This is a genomic window from Ramlibacter pallidus, assembly GCF_015070875.1.
GTDB classification, from domain to species: domain Bacteria; phylum Pseudomonadota; class Gammaproteobacteria; order Burkholderiales; family Burkholderiaceae_C; genus Ramlibacter; species Ramlibacter pallidus.
Genome location: NZ_JADDIV010000002.1, coordinates 141,907 through 157,260, shown reverse-complemented (window position 1 = coordinate 157,260; position 15,354 = coordinate 141,907). Strand labels below are relative to the sequence as shown.

General features: G+C 70.8%; 14 protein-coding genes and 1 pseudogene. 7 read left to right on the top strand and 8 right to left on the bottom strand.

The window, feature by feature from the left end; translation table 11 throughout:
• Positions 1–6: 6 nt before the first annotated feature.
• Positions 7–1,563 carry an ABC transporter substrate-binding protein gene (locus tag IM787_RS05615; RefSeq protein WP_193675669.1) on the bottom strand — a complete coding sequence of 519 codons (1,557 nt, stop codon included), beginning with the start codon at positions 1,561–1,563 and terminating at the stop codon, positions 7–9.
• Between the two features lie 151 nt (positions 1,564–1,714).
• Here IM787_RS05615 and IM787_RS05610 point away from each other — a divergent pair, with 151 nt between their 5' ends.
• The gene (locus tag IM787_RS05610) at positions 1,715–2,104 is read left to right on the top strand and encodes a RidA family protein (RefSeq protein ID WP_193675668.1); all 390 of its coding nucleotides are present in this window, start codon (positions 1,715–1,717) and stop codon (positions 2,102–2,104) included.
• Between the two features lie 4 nt (positions 2,105–2,108).
• Here the strand turns inward: IM787_RS05610 and IM787_RS05605 are convergent, their stop codons facing one another.
• The 4 genes from IM787_RS05605 to IM787_RS05590 all read right to left on the bottom strand — a co-directional run bounded on the left by IM787_RS05605 (position 2,109) and on the right by IM787_RS05590 (position 6,613).
• Positions 2,109–2,909, bottom strand: a complete 801-nt coding sequence (locus IM787_RS05605) for a class I SAM-dependent methyltransferase (RefSeq protein WP_193675667.1) — start codon at positions 2,907–2,909, stop codon at positions 2,109–2,111.
• A 60-nt stretch (positions 2,910–2,969) separates the two neighbouring features.
• Entirely contained in the window at positions 2,970–4,082 is a 1,113-nt protein-coding gene (locus tag IM787_RS05600; RefSeq protein ID WP_193675666.1) for a phospholipase A, read from the bottom strand.
• A 66-nt stretch (positions 4,083–4,148) separates the two neighbouring features.
• Positions 4,149–4,550, bottom strand: coding sequence for a hypothetical protein (locus IM787_RS05595; RefSeq protein WP_193675665.1), 402 nt, complete (start codon positions 4,548–4,550; stop codon positions 4,149–4,151).
• Positions 4,547–6,613, bottom strand: coding sequence for an ATP-dependent helicase (locus IM787_RS05590; RefSeq protein WP_193675664.1), 2,067 nt, complete (start codon positions 6,611–6,613; stop codon positions 4,547–4,549). The genes IM787_RS05595 and IM787_RS05590 overlap by 4 nt, the downstream gene beginning before the upstream one ends.
• Before the next feature lie 126 nt (positions 6,614–6,739).
• Here IM787_RS05590 and IM787_RS05585 point away from each other — a divergent pair, with 126 nt between their 5' ends.
• From IM787_RS05585 to IM787_RS05565, 5 genes are all read left to right on the top strand, one after another.
• Entirely contained in the window at positions 6,740–7,705 is a 966-nt protein-coding gene (locus tag IM787_RS05585; RefSeq protein WP_193675663.1) for an AEC family transporter, read from the top strand.
• 48 nt (positions 7,706–7,753) lie between these two features.
• Entirely contained in the window at positions 7,754–8,296 is a 543-nt protein-coding gene (locus IM787_RS05580) for a hypothetical protein (protein WP_193675662.1), read from the top strand.
• Between the two features lie 56 nt (positions 8,297–8,352).
• Positions 8,353–9,102 carry a CPBP family intramembrane glutamic endopeptidase gene (locus IM787_RS21440; RefSeq protein WP_227494135.1) on the top strand — a complete coding sequence of 250 codons (750 nt, stop codon included), beginning with the start codon at positions 8,353–8,355 and terminating at the stop codon, positions 9,100–9,102.
• 91 nt (positions 9,103–9,193) lie between these two features.
• Positions 9,194–9,961 (top strand): tetratricopeptide repeat protein, encoded by a 768-nt coding sequence (locus IM787_RS05570; protein ID WP_193675661.1) that lies wholly within the window; start codon positions 9,194–9,196, stop codon positions 9,959–9,961.
• A gap of 153 nt (positions 9,962–10,114) precedes the next feature.
• Positions 10,115–10,528, top strand: a complete 414-nt coding sequence (locus tag IM787_RS05565) for a DUF1877 family protein (protein WP_193675660.1) — start codon at positions 10,115–10,117, stop codon at positions 10,526–10,528.
• On the opposite strand, the gene IM787_RS05560 is transcribed toward IM787_RS05565, so the two are convergent.
• Positions 10,525–11,784 carry a phospholipase D-like domain-containing protein gene (locus IM787_RS05560; RefSeq protein ID WP_193675659.1) on the bottom strand — a complete coding sequence of 420 codons (1,260 nt, stop codon included), beginning with the start codon at positions 11,782–11,784 and terminating at the stop codon, positions 10,525–10,527. The genes IM787_RS05565 and IM787_RS05560 overlap by 4 nt on opposite strands.
• A gap of 65 nt (positions 11,785–11,849) precedes the next feature.
• Positions 11,850–13,661: pseudogene (locus IM787_RS05555) on the bottom strand (carboxyl transferase domain-containing protein); the annotation flags it as partial.
• Between the two features lie 76 nt (positions 13,662–13,737).
• On the opposite strand from IM787_RS05555, the gene IM787_RS05550 reads away from it, so the two are divergent.
• On the top strand, positions 13,738–14,745 hold the full coding sequence (locus tag IM787_RS05550) for an asparaginase (protein WP_193675657.1): 1,008 nt from the start codon (positions 13,738–13,740) through the stop codon (positions 14,743–14,745).
• Between the two features lie 72 nt (positions 14,746–14,817).
• Here IM787_RS05550 and IM787_RS05545 read toward each other — a convergent pair whose 3' ends face one another.
• Positions 14,818–15,354 carry a hypothetical protein gene (locus IM787_RS05545; protein WP_227494134.1) on the bottom strand — a complete coding sequence of 179 codons (537 nt, stop codon included), beginning with the start codon at positions 15,352–15,354 and terminating at the stop codon, positions 14,818–14,820.

Sequence of the window (15,354 nt, the reverse complement as noted above, 5' to 3'; positions counted from 1 at the left end):
GCGGCCTCAACCCTTCAGGCTGGTGTTCCAGAAGAAGGGATAGGTGTGCGGCGTGTAGTTCTGCAGGGCCGGGGCCCGCGCCGACAGGCTCGCGAACTTGCCGACGTTGACGTAGGGCACCTCGTCGTAGACCACCTGTTGCACCTTGCCCCACAGCGGGCCCCGCTTGGCGGGATTGGGTTCCTGGTTCAGGGCCGCCAGCGCTTCCTGCTTCGCGGGCGAGCTCCACCAGCCGGGCGCGCCGTCGCCGAGCTGCGGCGGCGAGAGCATGGGCTCGGGGAACTGCCCGGAATGCGTGATGTAGATGTCCCACAGCTTCGGGTCGGCGCGCCGCTGCAGCAGCGTCGCCCACTCCACCACGTTCAGTTCGGCCTTGAAGCCGGCGCGCTTGAGCTGTTCCGCCATGATCAGCGCCATGTTGTAGTGGAAGTCGTACTGGCGGCTGGTGAGGATGCGCACCGTCTCGCCCTTGTAGCCGGCCTGCTCCGCCTGCGCCTTCGCCTTCTTGGCATCGCGCTCGTTGTAGTTCTCCGTTCCGGCGGTCGAATAGAAGGGCGTGCCTTTCGGGAAGTGGTTGCCTTCGGCGATGAAGAAGCGCGTGTCACCGAAGCCCGCGGCGAGCATCTCGCCGTGGCCGAGCGCCGTCTGCACCGCCTTGCGCACGGACTTCTGCGCCATGGAGCCTTCCCGCGTGTTGAACACCAGGTAGGGGAAGCCGAAGGACGGCGTCATCATCGGCACCACCTTGTCCTTGGCCTTCTCCAGGCGGGAGAGCGCCTCGATGGGCAGCAGGTCGGCGTAATGGAACTGGCCGGCCAGCGCGCCCTCCACGCGCGTGTTGGCGTTCGGCACGGGGACGAAGCGCAGTTCCTCGACGAGGGCCTGGCGCTTGCCGCCGTAGCCGCTCGGCGCTTCCGTGCGCGCGGAGTAGCCGTCGAAGCGGGTGAGCCGCACGTACTGGTCGGGCCGGCGTTCCTTGAAACGGTAGGGGCCGGTGCCGACGTATTCGCGCAGGGGTTGGGCCAGCGATTCCTTGGCCATGATGGCCGCCATGCCCGAGGCCATCGCCAGCTGCGAGAGCAGCGGCGCGTACGCGTTGCGCATGACGATGTCGACGGTGAGCGGGCCCTTGACGAGGACGTCTACCACCTGCACGGCGATCGACTTGCCCCGCGGCGACACCTCCATCCAGCGCTTCAGGCTGGCGGCGACGTCCTCGGCGTGGAGGTCGCGGCCGTTGTGCAGCTTCACGCCCTTGCGCAAGGGGATGGTGTAGAGCTTGCCGTCGGGCGAGATCTTCGGCATCGATTCCGCCAGCATCGGCACCAGGGCCGCCTTCGCGTCGAAGGTGTAGAGCGGCTCGTAGACGTGCTGCATGATGATGCAGACCAGGTCCGCCGGCGTGGACTGGATGTCCAGCGTCGGCGGCTCGGCCACCATCGCGAGGTTCAGGGCCGACCGGGCCGGCTGCGCCAGCGCCGGGCCCAGGCCCGCAGCCGCGGATCCGAGGACGACGAGCGAGGACAGGGCCGTGCGGCGACGGAGAGGAAAGCCACGGGTCATGAGCGCCTCCTGGGCGAGAGTGGAATTTCAGGCGTGAAGGGTAATTCGGGGTTGTACGGGCTAAATTGAGGAGAAACCCGCATAAACTGCCCCGAAACTGAAAATTACTTTCAGTTTTTCAGTCGGACCAGACCCTGAAAGGACCCTTGCCATGCCGCTGGAACATCTCGGAAACCCGCCCGTTGCCTCCGACCATCTGCCCCGGCCGTTCTCGCCGGCCGTGCGCGCGGGCGACTTCGTCTACGTCTCCGGCCAGGTGCCGGCCGACGAGAAGGGCGAGATCGTCGTGGGCGGCATCGAGGCCCAGACGCACCAGGTGATGAAGAACCTGAAGGCGGTGCTGGCGCTGGCCGGCTGCACGCTCGACGATGTCTGCAAGTCGACGGTGTGGCTGCAGGACGCGCGCGATTTCGGCAGCTTCAACCGCGTCTACATGACGTACTTCGGCGACAGGAAGCCCGCCCGTTCGACCACCGAGGCGCGGCTGATGGTCGACGCCCGCGTGGAGGTGGACGTGGTGGCCTACAAGCCGCGGTCCTGAAACTTCAGGCGGCCAGGGCCTGCACCACCTTGGCCTGGCCGTAGCCCGCGTACGGCTGCCCGCCCTGCGCGACCAGCGCCGCGGTCACCTTGTCGATCGCATCCTCGAGCGCGACCCCGCGTTCGACCAGCAGCGCGCTGCGCGGCGTGCCGCGGAGCTGCCCGCTGGCGATGGCCCGGGGGTCGGCGCCGTGGATGGCGATGCGGCGGGTCTCGATCCGCACTTCGCGGAAATCCGCGGCGGCGAGCAGCGCGTGCAGCAAGCCCTCGTCATGCATTTCGTAGGGCAGCCGGAACTTCATCTGCGCGTCGCCGGGGAACAGGCCCTCGATCACCTCCGCGTTCGCCAGCCCGTGCGGGTTGTCCTCGATGCGGTCCCAGACGGTGAAGAACAGCCGTCCGCCGGGCACGAGCACCCGGCGTGCTTCGCGCAGGGCGGCCTGCCGGTCCGGGGCGAACATGAAGCCGAAGCCGCACACCACCGCGGCGAAGCCCGCGTCTTCGAAGGGCAGGCTCTGCACGTCCGCCTGCCGCCAGGACAGCCCGGGGACGCCCGCCGAGCGGCCGCGCGCGTACTCCAGCATCGACGGGCTCAGGTCCGTGACCACCAGCGGGACGGAGGGCTCGATGTGCTGCCGCAACGGCCTCGTCACCGCGCCGGTGCCGCAGGCGAGTTCCAGCACGGGGCCCGGCAGGTCGCGGGGGATGCGCGCCACGAGGTCGGCCGCGAACGGCCCGAAGGTGACGGGCGCCAGCTCCTCGTCGTAGTGGCGCGGGCCGGTGAAGGCGGCGGCGGTCGCGGACATGGGCACTCTCCTGCGGGCGGGATCCCCGCCCGCGACTCTAGTGGAGGCGCGCCCCGTACGCTACCACTCCACCAGCGCCAGCCCCACGCTGAGGACGGTGCGGCGGCGGTTGTAGTCGATCAGGCTGTCGCCGTAGCCGTGGAACAGCTGCGTGTGCAGTTGCAGGCCGCCGGGCGGGCCGACGCCGTCGTCGCCGAGCGAGCGGAACCATTCCAGCCGCACCGAGCCCTTGCCGTCGCTCTTGAGCGCGTGGCGGACGGTGGCCGACCAGAGGTTGCGGCGGTCCGCATGCCAGACCGCGCGCAGCTCGCCGCGGCCGATGAAATTGCTGATGCCCGGGTTGTCGTCGGTGCCGCCTTCGCCGATGCGCGTCCACAGGCGCGCGTGCAGTTGCAGCGGGCCGCGCTCGGCGCCGGCCATCAGGTAGAAGCGGTTCCAGCTGCGCGACAGGGGCAGGGCCTGGCCGTTCGACTGGTGCACCAGGCCCGCGCCGCCGAAGCGCAGGCGCCAGCGTTCCGGATCGGGCGACTGCAGCGGGGCGACGTAGATGATCTCCGGCTCGTGGTCGGTGCTGCGGAAGGGGCGCGACAGCTGCGGCGTGAACAGCTGCCAGTACGACTGCTGCGAATAGGCGAGCCACAGCGAATCCGACCGCTCGCTGTCGCTCACCAGCAGGCCCTGCGCGATCTTCGTGCGCACCGACAGCTGCAGCCGCAGCTCGGTGTGCCGGTAGTCCTGGGCGACGGTCGCATTGTTGGTCGGGTTGCCGGAGGTCGGCAACCGGTTCACCACGTCGGCCGTGACGACATCGAGCGAGATGGGCCGGAAGCCGCGGATGCCGAAGTTGCCGCAATCGGCGCCGGGCACCAGCTCCCAGAAGCGGGAGAGTTCGGAGTAGCGCGGGTCGCGGCAGCCTTCCTTGGCGGTCAGGCGCATGCCCAGGCGCGCGCCGGGGGCGGAGCGCACGGGCGCATCGCTCGGCTCCGCCGCCGTCACGGCCGCCGGCGTCGTGGCGGGCGCGCGCTGGCCTTCGGCCCAGCGATCGAAACAGGACAGGCGCTTCTCGGGTTCCGTCAGCGCCGCGCAGGCCTGCCAGCCGGCGGCATCCTGTGCGGCGGCGGTGAGGGAGGCGAACGCGAGGAGGAGGGCGGCAAGTGCCGGGCGCGGAAGCATCGTGGCATCGTAGCTGCGCGCGGCGGGACCGGGGCCCCAAGCCCACGGCCGGGTTGCATCCTCGCCTCAGAGCTTGCGCATCACGAAATTCCGCGGCGGATTGTCTTCCTCGTCCTGCCAGGTACCGCGGATCTCCCGGCCGCAGGAGCCCGCCACGACGTCGCCGAGGAAGGTGCCGGAGATGCGCTTGCCGTCGGCCGACTCCTCCAGCGTGAACTCGCCGTCCTCGATGTCGCCGGCGAGCTGCCCCCGCACGCCGTTGCGGTTGATGGCGCCGGCCAGGCTGCCTTCGTATTCGGGGTGCTTCTCCAGCAGCAGTGTCGCGCCCTGCGCGAGGCCCTCGAACTCCACGCGCCAGAGGCCGACCATGTGCAGCTGCCCCAGGTCGGCGGGTTGCGGGCAGGCGGCTTGCTGCGCGGACGAGGCCGCAGCACACCCGGCCAGCAGGAGGGCGGCGAGCGCCTTCATTGCGGGCCCGCCGCGGCCGCTGCCGCCGCATCCGCGCTCTTGCGCGCGAACTCCGCCCGCAAGGCCTTGAGCTTCTCGCGCGGGTCTTCCTTCACCGTCGTCTTGTCCAGCGCCATCTCGGCGATGAAGCGGCTGGGCTGCGCGGCCACCAGCTCGCGGCCCTTCTTGCGCTTGCGGCTCCAGCTCACGGCCAGCGAGCGCTGGGCGCGCGTGATGCCGACGTACATCAGCCTGCGCTCTTCCTGCAGGCGCGCCGCGAACGAATCGCTGGCCACCGCGCCATCGGCATCCTCCGGCTTGAAGGGCAGCATGCCCTCCACGCAGCCGGCCAGCACCACGTGCGGCCACTCCAGCCCCTTGGAGGCATGCAGCGTGGACAGGGTCACCACGTTCTGGTCCTTCTCGCGTTCGCTGATGGTGGACAGCAGCGAAATGGTCTGCGCCACTTCCAGCAGGTTCTTGCGCTCGCTGGCGATGGTGGCTCCGGAGGCGTCGTCGATCTCGCCGCCGCAGCGCGCCGCCATCCAGTCGCAGAACTCCAGCACGTTGGTCCAGCGCGCGGCGGCGACCTTCTCGTTGTCCTCGCCGTCGTACAGGTGCTTCTCGTAGCCGATGTCCTTCAGCCAGTCGGCGATGAAGGTGCGGGCGTCCTCCGCCCCGACCGTGTGCCGGGCCCGGAACTCCAGGTCGTTCACGTAGCGGCCGAACTCGTGCAGGCTGCCGACGGCGCGCGCGTTCAGCACGCTGGACAGCGACGACGAGAACAGCGCCTCGAACAGCGACAGCTTGTACTGGCTGGCGAACACGCCCAGCGACTGCAGCGTCTGGTGCCCGATGCCCCGCTTGGGCGTGGTCACCGCGCGCAGGAAGGCCGGGTCGTCGTCGTTGTTCACCCACAGGCGCAGCCACGCGCACAGGTCGCGGATCTCGGCGCGGTCGAAGAAGCTCTGGCCGCCCGAGACCTTGTACGGGATCTGCGCCTTGCGCAGGGCCTGCTCGAACACGCGCGCCTGGTGGTTGGCGCGGTAAAGCACGGCGAAGTCCTTCCAGTCCTTGCCCAGGCCGTTGGCGCGGATCGACTGGATGCGCGCCACCATGCGCTCCGCCTCGTGCTCCTCGTTGTCGCAGTCCACCACGCGCACCGGCTCGCCTTCGCCGAGTTCCGAGAACAGCGTCTTCGGGAACAGCTTGGGGTTGGGCTGGATCACGTTGTTGGCGGCGCGCAGGATCGCGCTGGTGGAGCGGTAGTTCTGCTCCAGCTTCACGACCTTCAGGTCGGGGTAGTCCTGCGGCAGCTTGCGCAGGTTGTCGAGGGTCGCGCCGCGCCAGCCGTAGATCGACTGGTCGTCGTCGCCCACCGCCGTGAAGCGGCCGCGCTCGCCGACCAGCAGCTTGAGCAGTTCGTACTGCGTGGCGTTGGTGTCCTGGTACTCGTCGACGAGCACGTGTCCCAGCTGCTTCTGCCACTTCTCGCGCACTTCGGGGAAGTCGCGCAGCAGCTTCAGCGGCAGGCCGATCAGGTCGTCGAAGTCCACGCTCTGGTAGGCGGCCAGCCGCTCCTCGTAGCGTGCCATGATGCGCGCGGTGCCGCGCTCCAGGTCGTCCTTCGCCTGGGCCTCGGCCTGCGCGGCGTTCAGGCCGGCATTCTTCCAGGCGCTGATCGTCCACTGCCACTGGCGCGCGGTGGCCGCATCGGTGGTGCCGCCGGCGTCCTTCAGGATGCCCGTCACGTCGTCGGAATCGAGGATGGAGAACTGGGGCTTGAGCCCGAGGACGCTGCCGTCCTGCCGCATCATCCGCACCCCCAGCGCATGGAACGTGCAGATCAGCACGTCCTTCGCCTCGCGTCCGACCAGCGACTTCGCCCGCTCGCGCATCTCCGCGGCCGCCTTGTTCGTGAAGGTGATGGCGGCGATGCGCTTCGCCTCGAGGCCTGCCTGGATCAGGCGCGCGATCTTGTGCGTGATGACGCGCGTCTTGCCCGAGCCGGCGCCGGCGAGAACCAGGCAAGGCCCATGCAGGTAGTTGACGGCTTCTTGCTGGGCGAGGTTCAGGCCGGACATCGGAGGGGGAACAGGTACTGCGGGGACGGGGAGCGGCAAATCATAAGCGGCTTGCCCGCGCGCCCCTCGCGCCATCGCCGATTCCCGCCCGCCGCACTGCCCATCCGTTGCAACGACAATACCGGCGTGGCAAGAGTCCTCCTGGTCACCTTCCCCTTCTTCGCGCTCGTGCTCGCCGGCTACCTTGCCGCGCGCCGGCGCATGCTGCCGCTGGACGCGATCGGCGGGCTGAACACCTTCGTGCTGTTCTTCGCGCTGCCGTGCATGCTGTACCGCTTCGGCGCCAGCACCCCGATCGCGCAGCTGCTGGACCCGGCGGGCTTCGGCCTGTGGCTGCTGTGCGCGTTGCTCGTGGTGGCCGGCACCGTGAAATCCAGCATGAACGCGCGCATCCGCTGGAACGACGCCTCGTTCGGCGCACTCGTCGCCGCCTTCCCCAACACCGGCTTCATGGGCGTGCCGCTGCTGGTGGCGCTGCTCGGCGCGCAGGCGGCGGGCCCGGCGATCCTCACGATCCTGGTGGACCTGGTCGTCACCAGTTCGCTGTGCATCGCGCTGTCGCGCCTGGACACCGCCGGCGAACACGGCGCGACGGAAGCGGCGAAGAAGGCGCTGCGCGGCGTGGCGCTGAACCCGATGCCGTGGGCGATCCTGCTGGGCGGCCTGTCGTCGGCGACCGGGTGGAAGCCGGTCGCGCCGGTGATGAACACCATCGGGCTGCTGGCCGATGCGGCGTCGCCGGTGGCGCTGTTCACCATCGGCGCCGTGCTGGCGCGCTCGCAGTTCCTGGCGGCGGCGGAGGAGCACGGGCCCATGCCGGCGCGCGACTTCGTGCCGGTGGCCGTCATCAAGCTGCTCGTGCACCCGCTGCTGGTGTGGCTGGCGGGCAGCGCGATGCGCGCCGCCGGCGTGCCGCTGGATGCCTTCACGCTGCACGTGATGGTGCTGGTGGCGGCCCTGCCCAGCGCCAGCAACGTGTCGCTGCTGGCCGAGCGCTTCGGCGCCGACACCGGCCGCATCGCCCGCATCATCCTGCTCACCACGGCCGCGGCTTTCCTCACGTTCTCGGGTGTGGTGGCGCTGCTTCGCTGAAGTGCCCGCTCGCTTGTCTTGGCGTGGCCCGGCCCGTATAAAGCCCGGATGACTCCCCAACAGGCCGTCGGACTGGCCGGCCGACTCTTCGCCATCTGGCTCGCGCTGGGCGCCCTGCAGTCCTGGTTGGCGGCGCGCGCCGTGCAGGCCGAAGGCCTGCCCGATGCGCACTGGCTGCAGTACTCGGTGCCGGCGGTGTACTGGCTCGCCGCGGTGCTGCTCTGGTTCTTCCCGCTGTCGATCGCCCACCGCCTCGTGCCGCGCACCCGCTACGAGGACCGCATGGTGCTGCCGGTGCAGCAGCTCGTCACCGTGGCCTGCGTGGTCCTCGGGCTGGCGGTCGTCCTGCTCCGTGCGCTGCCCGCGCTGGCCGACTATGTCGCCGCCGCGGCGTTCTGGCTCGGCGCCGGCCAGCCGCTTGCCGCCATGGACGCCGACCGCAAGGCCGGCCTGCTGGTCGGCGCGATCGAGCTGGCGGCCGGCCTCGCCTGCATGTTCAAGGCGGACGCCATCAGCCGCCACGTGCTGCCCGCGCCCGAGCGGGAGCGCGAGTCCGCCTACGCCACGCTGTCCGGGGACACCCAGCTCTGAACCGCGCCGCCAAGCCGGGGCGCCACGCCTTCCTTTCGGGGTGGGACGCGCTGTTCATGCTGCTGGGGCTGCACCTGGCGGAGACGGTCGTGGGCTCGGTGCTGTACGACTTCCGCGGCCGCCTCGGGCTCGACGCGCCCGCGCTGTCCGCGCTGACGCTCCTGCTCGCCAGCGCCATCGTCTTCTCGCTGGCGATGCGCTTCACGCGCACCGGGTATGGCGAGCTGTTCCACGCTTCGAGTGCCTCGCTCGCCGCGACCGCGGTGCTGCTGCTGCCGGCCGTGTTCGCGCTGGTGCCGCTGCTGGTGCTGGTGGCGACCGGCCTCACGGACTGGCTGGTCGCGATCCTGCCGCTCTCGCGCTGGGAGGAGGAACTGTTCGCCGGCATGGCCCCGGACTCCCTGGCGGCCATCGTGCTGGTGTGCGTGCTGGCGCCGGTGCTGGAGGAGATGCTGTTCCGCGGCCTGATCCTGCGCGGCTTCCTCGCGCGCTATCCGCGCTGGCCCGCGATCGTGCTGTCGGCGCTCCTGTTCGGGGCGGCGCACCTGAACATCTACCAGTTCATCGTCGGCATCGTGATCGGCGTGCCGCTCGGCTGGCTGTACGAGCGCACCCGCTCGCTGCTGCCCTGCATCGCGCTGCATGCAGCCTACAACGTCGCGGTCACCTGGCTCGAGGTGCAGGCGCGCGGCAGCGGTGGCCAGCCGCTGGGGGAATCCCCGCTGGTCGGCTGGAGCATCGCGCTCGTCCTGGGGACGGCCGGCGCCCTGTGGCTGGCGCGCGTGCTGCAGCCGTCCCGGGCGTGACCGCGGTCCCGCGGCCATCCGCGCGTGACCGAGTTCCTTGCCCGCGGGACGCGGCAAACCTATAGTCCGCGCCCAAAGAGGAGGAGGAACCATGCCCATCGTCGCCGGAGGCCTGTACTTCGCGCTGGCCATCTTCTGCGCGGTGCACGTCGTGCGCACGCGCCAGAACCTTTACTGGCTGCTGATCCTGTTCGGCTTCCCGCTGCTCGGGAGCCTCGTGTACTTCTTCGCGGTCTACTTCCCCAACTCGCGCCTGCGGCGGCAGGCCATGAAGACCGTCGCGGCGGCCGCGAAGGCGATCGACCCGCAGCGCGAAGTGCGCGAGGCCCGCCTGCTGTTCGAGGAGACCCCGACCGCGCAGAACCAGATGCGGCTGGCCGCCGCCCTGCTCGAGGTGGGCCAGCCCGAGGACGCGGTGCAGTGCTACGAAGCCTGCCTGAAGGGCCCGTTCGCGCACGATCCGGAGATCCGCTACGGCCTCGCCCGCGCTTACGTCGAGTGCCAGCGGCATGGCGATGCGCTGCGGCAGCTCGAACCGCTGAAGGCGGACCATCCGGACTACCGCCCCGAGCCCGTGTCGCTGCTGCTGGCGCGCTCGCTGGCGGGCAGCTCACGCGCCGCTGACGCCCGCCGTGAATACGAGTCCGCGATCGCGCGCTTCAACACCTGGGAAGCGAAAGCCGAGTACGCCATCTGGGCTTATGCCGTGGGGGACCTCCGCACGGCGGAGGGGCTGCGCGGCGAACTCGAGAAGATCGCCGCGCGCTGGAACCCCATGACGCGAGAGCTGAACGAGGCGTCGGAGCGCCGCCTGCGCGCGGCGCGCGAACTCGCCGAGCGCGCCACGCAGGCCGCCTGAACCGCCGCCCCGTGGGCGGCGCCCGGGCGCCGACGAGCGGCGCCGCTGTGGGCGAGCCCCAACGCGCCAGCATTTCGCGCATGGACAGCGTGGTGCCGGCCCTCCTATATTGCTTCGCAAGAAGAGGGGTCGCAGCCCCGGAGGAGGGACGTCATGACGGGAGGCCGGTTCCACGCGCTCAGCGACGACCAGCTGAAGCGCCTGCTGGCGGGCGAGCTGGCGCACGGGGGGTTCCTGGACCCCGGAGGCGCCGAGCAGCCGCGCGAGACCTGTTCGAAGGTGGAACAGGTCTGGTACGAGCTGAGCCAGGTCCTGCAGGCCGAGGCCGCGTGCGGCGCGGAGCAGACCGACCGGATCCCCGAGATGGTCGGCTATTCGTCGGCCGCGCAGGTGCAGGCCACGGCGCGCAAGCTCGCCGCGCTGGGTGACGCCGAAGTCCGCGCGCGCTGCGAAGGCGCGTTGATGGAAGCGACCCCGGAAGAGGTGATCGCGGCGGTCGCCGAACTGCGGGCCTTCTACCAGCGCGCGGCGGCGAACGGCGACGCGGTGCTGTTCCGCGTGAGCTAGAGCACCGGCGCGAGCAGCGCGGTCAGCCGCTCGCGCGCCTTCTCCAGCGCCGGCCGCGCCTCCCAGTCCTGCAGCGTCACGTGCTTGCAGCGCTGCAGGTCGCGCTCGAACACTTCCGTCAGCGACTGCGTGAAGGCGCGGTCGTACACGTTCAGGTTCGCCTCGTCATTCAGGTGGAAGGACCGCGGGTCGAAGTTGGTCGAGCCGACCGAGGACAGCAGCCCGTCGACCAGCACCATCTTGCAGTGGTACATGGTCGGCTGGTACACGTAGATCTCGGCGCCCGCCTTGAGCAGGTCGCCCCACAGCGCGCGCGAGGCGTGCCGCACCGCCTGCTGGTCGGTGTGCTTGCCCGGCGTGATCACCCGCACGCGCACCCCGCGCTTCAACGCGGCCACCAGGGCCACCCGCGCCATCTCGTCCGGCACGAAATACGCGCTGGCGATGTCGATCGTCTTCACCGCCGCGGTGATGGCGATCAGGTACATCAGCTGCATGCTCTCGCTGCCGCCGCTGGGCGAGCTGTGGAACATCTGCGCGTCGACCTCGCCGCGCGGCGGCAGCACCGGGAAGTAGTCCGGGCCGTGCAGGATGTAGCCGGTCGTCTTGCTCCAGTTGGACAGCATCACGCTCTGCATCTGCGCGACCACCGGGCCTTCCACGCGGAAGTGGCAATCGCGCCAGTGGTCGGCGTCCTGCGCATGTCCCGTCCAGGGCGAGGCGATCCCGACGCCGCCGGTGAAGCCGACGCAGCCGTCGACGATCAGCAGCTTGCGGTGGGTGCGGTTGTTGATGCGGCCCAGGTTGTACCAGCGCAGCGGGTGGAACATGTGCGCCTCGACCCCGGCTTCCTTCATCTTGTCCAGCAGGCCGCGGTCGACCTTGATGCTGCCCACCCAGTCGAGGAGGACGTTGACCTTGACCCCGGCGCGGGCACGTTCCGACAGCGCCTCGGCGAACTCGTCGCCGATCTCGCCCGACCAGTAGATGAAGGTCTCGAACAGCACCGTCTTCTCCGCGCCGCGGATGGCCTCCAGCATGGCGGGGAAGATCTCGTCGCCGTTCATGAGCGCCGTCACCCGGTTGCCCCGCACGATGTCAGGCCCGAGCAGCATGCCCATGGCCCGGCAGAATTGCGGGTCCTCGACGCGATACAGGTGCTGGATCTCGTGCGACACGCGCTTTTCGCCCGCGCTCAGGTTCAGGTAGAGCAGGGCGACGATCAGCGCGATGACGACGCTGGCGAAAACGAGCATGGGAGCCTGTGGCAGAGCCAAAAGAGGCGATCCTACGCAAGCACGGCCCGGCTGGGGGCCGGCGGTTACCAGCTGTCCACGGCAGGGGCGGGTAAAGTTGGCGCCGGGCGGGAAGAGTGCAGCCCGCGCGACAGCCAGGCGCGGGTCTGCGCAGGGTCGATGACGGCGTCGATCTCCAGCGTGGCCGCCATGTGCATCGCCTGTCCACGTTCGTACTGCCGGGCGACGAGTTCGTTGTAGAGCTGCTCGCGCTGCGGTCCTTCCGGCGCGGCATCGAGTTCCTTGCGGTAGCCCAGCCGCACGGCGCCCTCCAGCCCCATGCCGCCGAACTCGCCCGTCGGCCAGGCGACCGTGAATTCGGGGGCATGGAAGCCGCCGGCGGCCATGGCCATCGCCCCCAGGCCGTAGCCCTTGCGCAGGACGACGCTGAAGAACGGCACCCGCAGGTGGGCGGCGGCGATGAACATGCGGCTGACGTGCCGCACCTGCGCCTGCTCCTCGATCGCGGGGCCGACCATGAACCCCGGCGTGTCCACCAGGCTCACGAGCGGCAGGCCGTGCGCGTTGCACAGCTGCATGAAGCGCGCGGCCTTGTCGGCCGCGTCGGCGTCGATGGCGCCGCCGAGATGCAGGGGGTTGTTGGCCATCAGCCCGATCGGCCGGCCCCCGATGCGCGCCAGCGCGGTGTGGATGCCGGCGCCGAAGCCGGTGCGCAGTTCCAGCAGGGACCCGGCGTCGACGAGCCCCCGCAGCGCGGCGCGGCTGTCGTACGCGCGCAGGCGGTTCTCGGGCACCACGTCGCGCAGGGCCGTGGCGTCCGGTTCGGTGAAGGCGGCGAGCGGTCCCTGGAAGAAGGAGAGGTAGCGACGGGCCGCCTCCACGGCCTGCGCTTCGTCGTCCACGAGCACGTCGATCACGCCGTTGCCATGCTGCACGGCGGCCGGCCCGATCTCCTCCGGCCGGAACACGCCGAGGCCGCCGCCCTCGACCATCGCGGGCCCGCCCATCCCGATGTTGCTGCCGCGCGTGGCGATGATGGCGTCGCAGCATCCGAGCAGGGCCGCGTTGCCGGCGAAGCAGCGCCCGGCCACGACGCCGACGACGGGCACCTGCCCGTTCAGCCGTGCGAAGCTGGCGAAGGTCGGGACGTGCAGCCCGGCCACGATGGGCATGTCGACGTCCCCGGGCCGGCCCCCGCCGCCTTCCGCGAACAACACCACCGGGAGGCGGTTGCGGAGCGCGACGCCGAGCAGGCGGTCGGTCTTCTGGTGGTTGCGGAACCCTTGCGTCCCGGCGAGCACGGTGGCGTCATAGGCGAGCACGGCGGCTTGCGAGAGCTCTGGCGGGAACAGCGCGCCGTTGATGCGGCCGATGCCCGTGACCATGCCGTCGGCCGGCGTGTTGCGCACGAGGTCGTCCTCGCTGCGCCGGCTGCGCTGCGCGGCCACCGCGAGCGCACCGTACTCGCTGAACGATCCGGGGTCGCACAGGTCGGCGATGTTCTCGCGCGCGGTGCGCAGGCCCAGGGCGTGGCGTTTCGCCACCGCTTCCGGGCGCGCGGCATCCTCCGTGAGCGCATGGCGCTCGCGCACGCGCTGCAGGTCGGGACGGATGGCCGGAGCTGCGCTGGCGGGCTGGACCGCCGGCGCAGCCTCGCTCGGCGCTGCTGCAGCGCCGTCGACGACCAGCAGGACGTCCTTCTCCCCCACCGTCTCGCCTTCGGCGAACCGGCATTCGCGCACGCGCCCGGCCACCGGCGAGCGGACCTCGTGCTCCATCTTCATCGCCTCGAGGATCACCACCACCTCGCCCGCGGCGACGGCGCCGCCGGGGGCGACGAGCCACTGGACGACCTGGGCCTGCAAGGGGGAGCGGACGGGAGTCATGCGGCGGATTGTGCGGCGCCCGGCGCGCGACCGTGCGTCAAGCGAGCGACAGGGCAGAATCGGCCGCATGGCGTCCCTGGCACCCCTGGTCGAGACCACCCGCGGCAGCACGCGCGAGAACCTGCACTTCGGCGCGATCGCCGTCGCGGACACCCGCGGCCAGGTCGTCGCGCAGGCGGGCGACCCGCACTGGCTCACCTTCACCCGCTCCACGCTCAAACCGCTGCAGGCGCTGCCCTTCGTGCACGCGGGCGGCGTGCGGCACTTCGGCCTGACGTCCTCCAACCTCGCGATGCTGTGCGCCAGCCACAACGGCGAAGCCATGCACGTGGAGCAGGTCGAGCAGATCCTCGCCAAGGCGCGCGTCGGGCCCCAGCGGCTGCGCTGCGGCTGCCATGTGCCCATGTACGTGGACGTGGGCCTGGCCCCGGCACCGGCCCCGGGCACGTACGACGAACGCCACCACAACTGCAGCGGCAAGCACGCCGGTTTCCTCGCCTGGTGCGTGCAGCACGGGCAGCCGCTGGACGACTACGTCGACCCGGCGCATCCGCTGCAGCGGGCAGTCCGCGCCACCGTCGCCGAAGCGGCCGGGCTCGAGGAGGAGCAGATGCCCATGGGCATCGATGGCTGCTCGGCGCCGAACTATGCGATGCCGCTCGCGTCCCTGGCCCGCGGCTTCGCGCGGCTCGCGGCGGCCAGCGAGGACACGCCGTACGCGGAGAGTTTCGCGCAGCTCGCCGATGCGATGACCGCGCACCCCGAACTCGTCTCGGGCACCGCCCGCAATGACGCGGCCTTCATGCGCGCCGGCGGCGGCGACTGGGTGACCAAGGTCGGCGCCGACGGCGTGCAGGTGGTGGCCAGCCGCTCGCGCGGCCAGGCGCTGGCGGTGAAGATCAGCGACGGCAGCAAGCCGGCCCTGTACGCGGCCACGGTGGAAGCGCTCGACCAGCTCGGGTGGCTGGACGCGGCGCAGCGCGCCGCGCTGCAGCCCTGGCGGCAGGCCGTGATCGCCAGCGTGAAGGGCGCGCCGGTCGGCGAGCGACGCGCCGTGTTCAAGCTGGCGCCCTGAGCTTCAGGCGGCGACCTTCGCCGGCGCCTCAGCTCGGTGGCCGGTGTCCAGTGCTGGACGCCGCGGGTGGAGTCAGTGCCGGCGGCGCCGGCTGTTGGCGTAGAGCAGGATGGCCACGACCGCGCCCGCGATCGCCGCCTTGCGATAAAAGCCCGCGCGGTTGTATTTCCATTCCGCGGGGCCGCCCATCTCGCGGAAGATGTCCGGGACGTGGCCGTGCGACAGGTCCTGGAGGATGCCCTCCACGACGTTCACGCGGTCGGCGAACAGCAGCATCAGCCAGCGCCGGATGTCGTTCTCGCTGAACCGGAAGGCGCCGGCGCGGATCAGGCCCGAGACGCCGGAGGGCGGCGAGCTCGTGCCGAACACGGGCGTGAGGCCGGGGCGCTCGGTCGAATGGAACACCTTGACGGTCACGGGTTGCTGCTCGGGCTGCTCGTAATGGGGCTCGATGAAGCGCGGGGGCGTGCGCTCCATCGGCACCGCGGGCCGCGCCCGCGGATCGAGGTCCGCGCCCCAGCCGTGGATGTTGGACGGCGGCTGCTTCTGGCGCGCCTCGGGGTCGGTGTTCTCGACGTAGACGGCGGTGTCTTCGGGGTGGTTGCTCAT

Coding starts and splice junctions, on each gene's coding strand:
- IM787_RS05590 (WP_193675664.1), bottom strand. CDS start 6,613: ATGTCCGGCCTGAACCTCGCCCAGCAAGAAGCCGTCAACTACCTGCAT.
- IM787_RS05610 (WP_193675668.1), top strand. CDS start 1,715: ATGCCGCTGGAACATCTCGGAAACCCGCCCGTTGCCTCCGACCATCTG.
- IM787_RS05570 (WP_193675661.1), top strand. CDS start 9,194: ATGCCCATCGTCGCCGGAGGCCTGTACTTCGCGCTGGCCATCTTCTGC.
- IM787_RS05565 (WP_193675660.1), top strand. CDS start 10,115: ATGACGGGAGGCCGGTTCCACGCGCTCAGCGACGACCAGCTGAAGCGC.
- IM787_RS21440 (WP_227494135.1), top strand. CDS start 8,353: ATGCTGCTGGGGCTGCACCTGGCGGAGACGGTCGTGGGCTCGGTGCTG.
- IM787_RS05600 (WP_193675666.1), bottom strand. CDS start 4,082: ATGCTTCCGCGCCCGGCACTTGCCGCCCTCCTCCTCGCGTTCGCCTCC.
- IM787_RS05580 (WP_193675662.1), top strand. CDS start 7,754: ATGACTCCCCAACAGGCCGTCGGACTGGCCGGCCGACTCTTCGCCATC.
- IM787_RS05615 (WP_193675669.1), bottom strand. CDS start 1,563: ATGACCCGTGGCTTTCCTCTCCGTCGCCGCACGGCCCTGTCCTCGCTC.
- IM787_RS05560 (WP_193675659.1), bottom strand. CDS start 11,784: ATGCTCGTTTTCGCCAGCGTCGTCATCGCGCTGATCGTCGCCCTGCTC.
- IM787_RS05595 (WP_193675665.1), bottom strand. CDS start 4,550: ATGAAGGCGCTCGCCGCCCTCCTGCTGGCCGGGTGTGCTGCGGCCTCG.
- IM787_RS05550 (WP_193675657.1), top strand. CDS start 13,738: ATGGCGTCCCTGGCACCCCTGGTCGAGACCACCCGCGGCAGCACGCGC.
- IM787_RS05605 (WP_193675667.1), bottom strand. CDS start 2,909: ATGTCCGCGACCGCCGCCGCCTTCACCGGCCCGCGCCACTACGACGAG.
- IM787_RS05545 (WP_227494134.1), bottom strand. CDS start 15,354: ATGAGCAACCACCCCGAAGACACCGCCGTCTACGTCGAGAACACCGAC.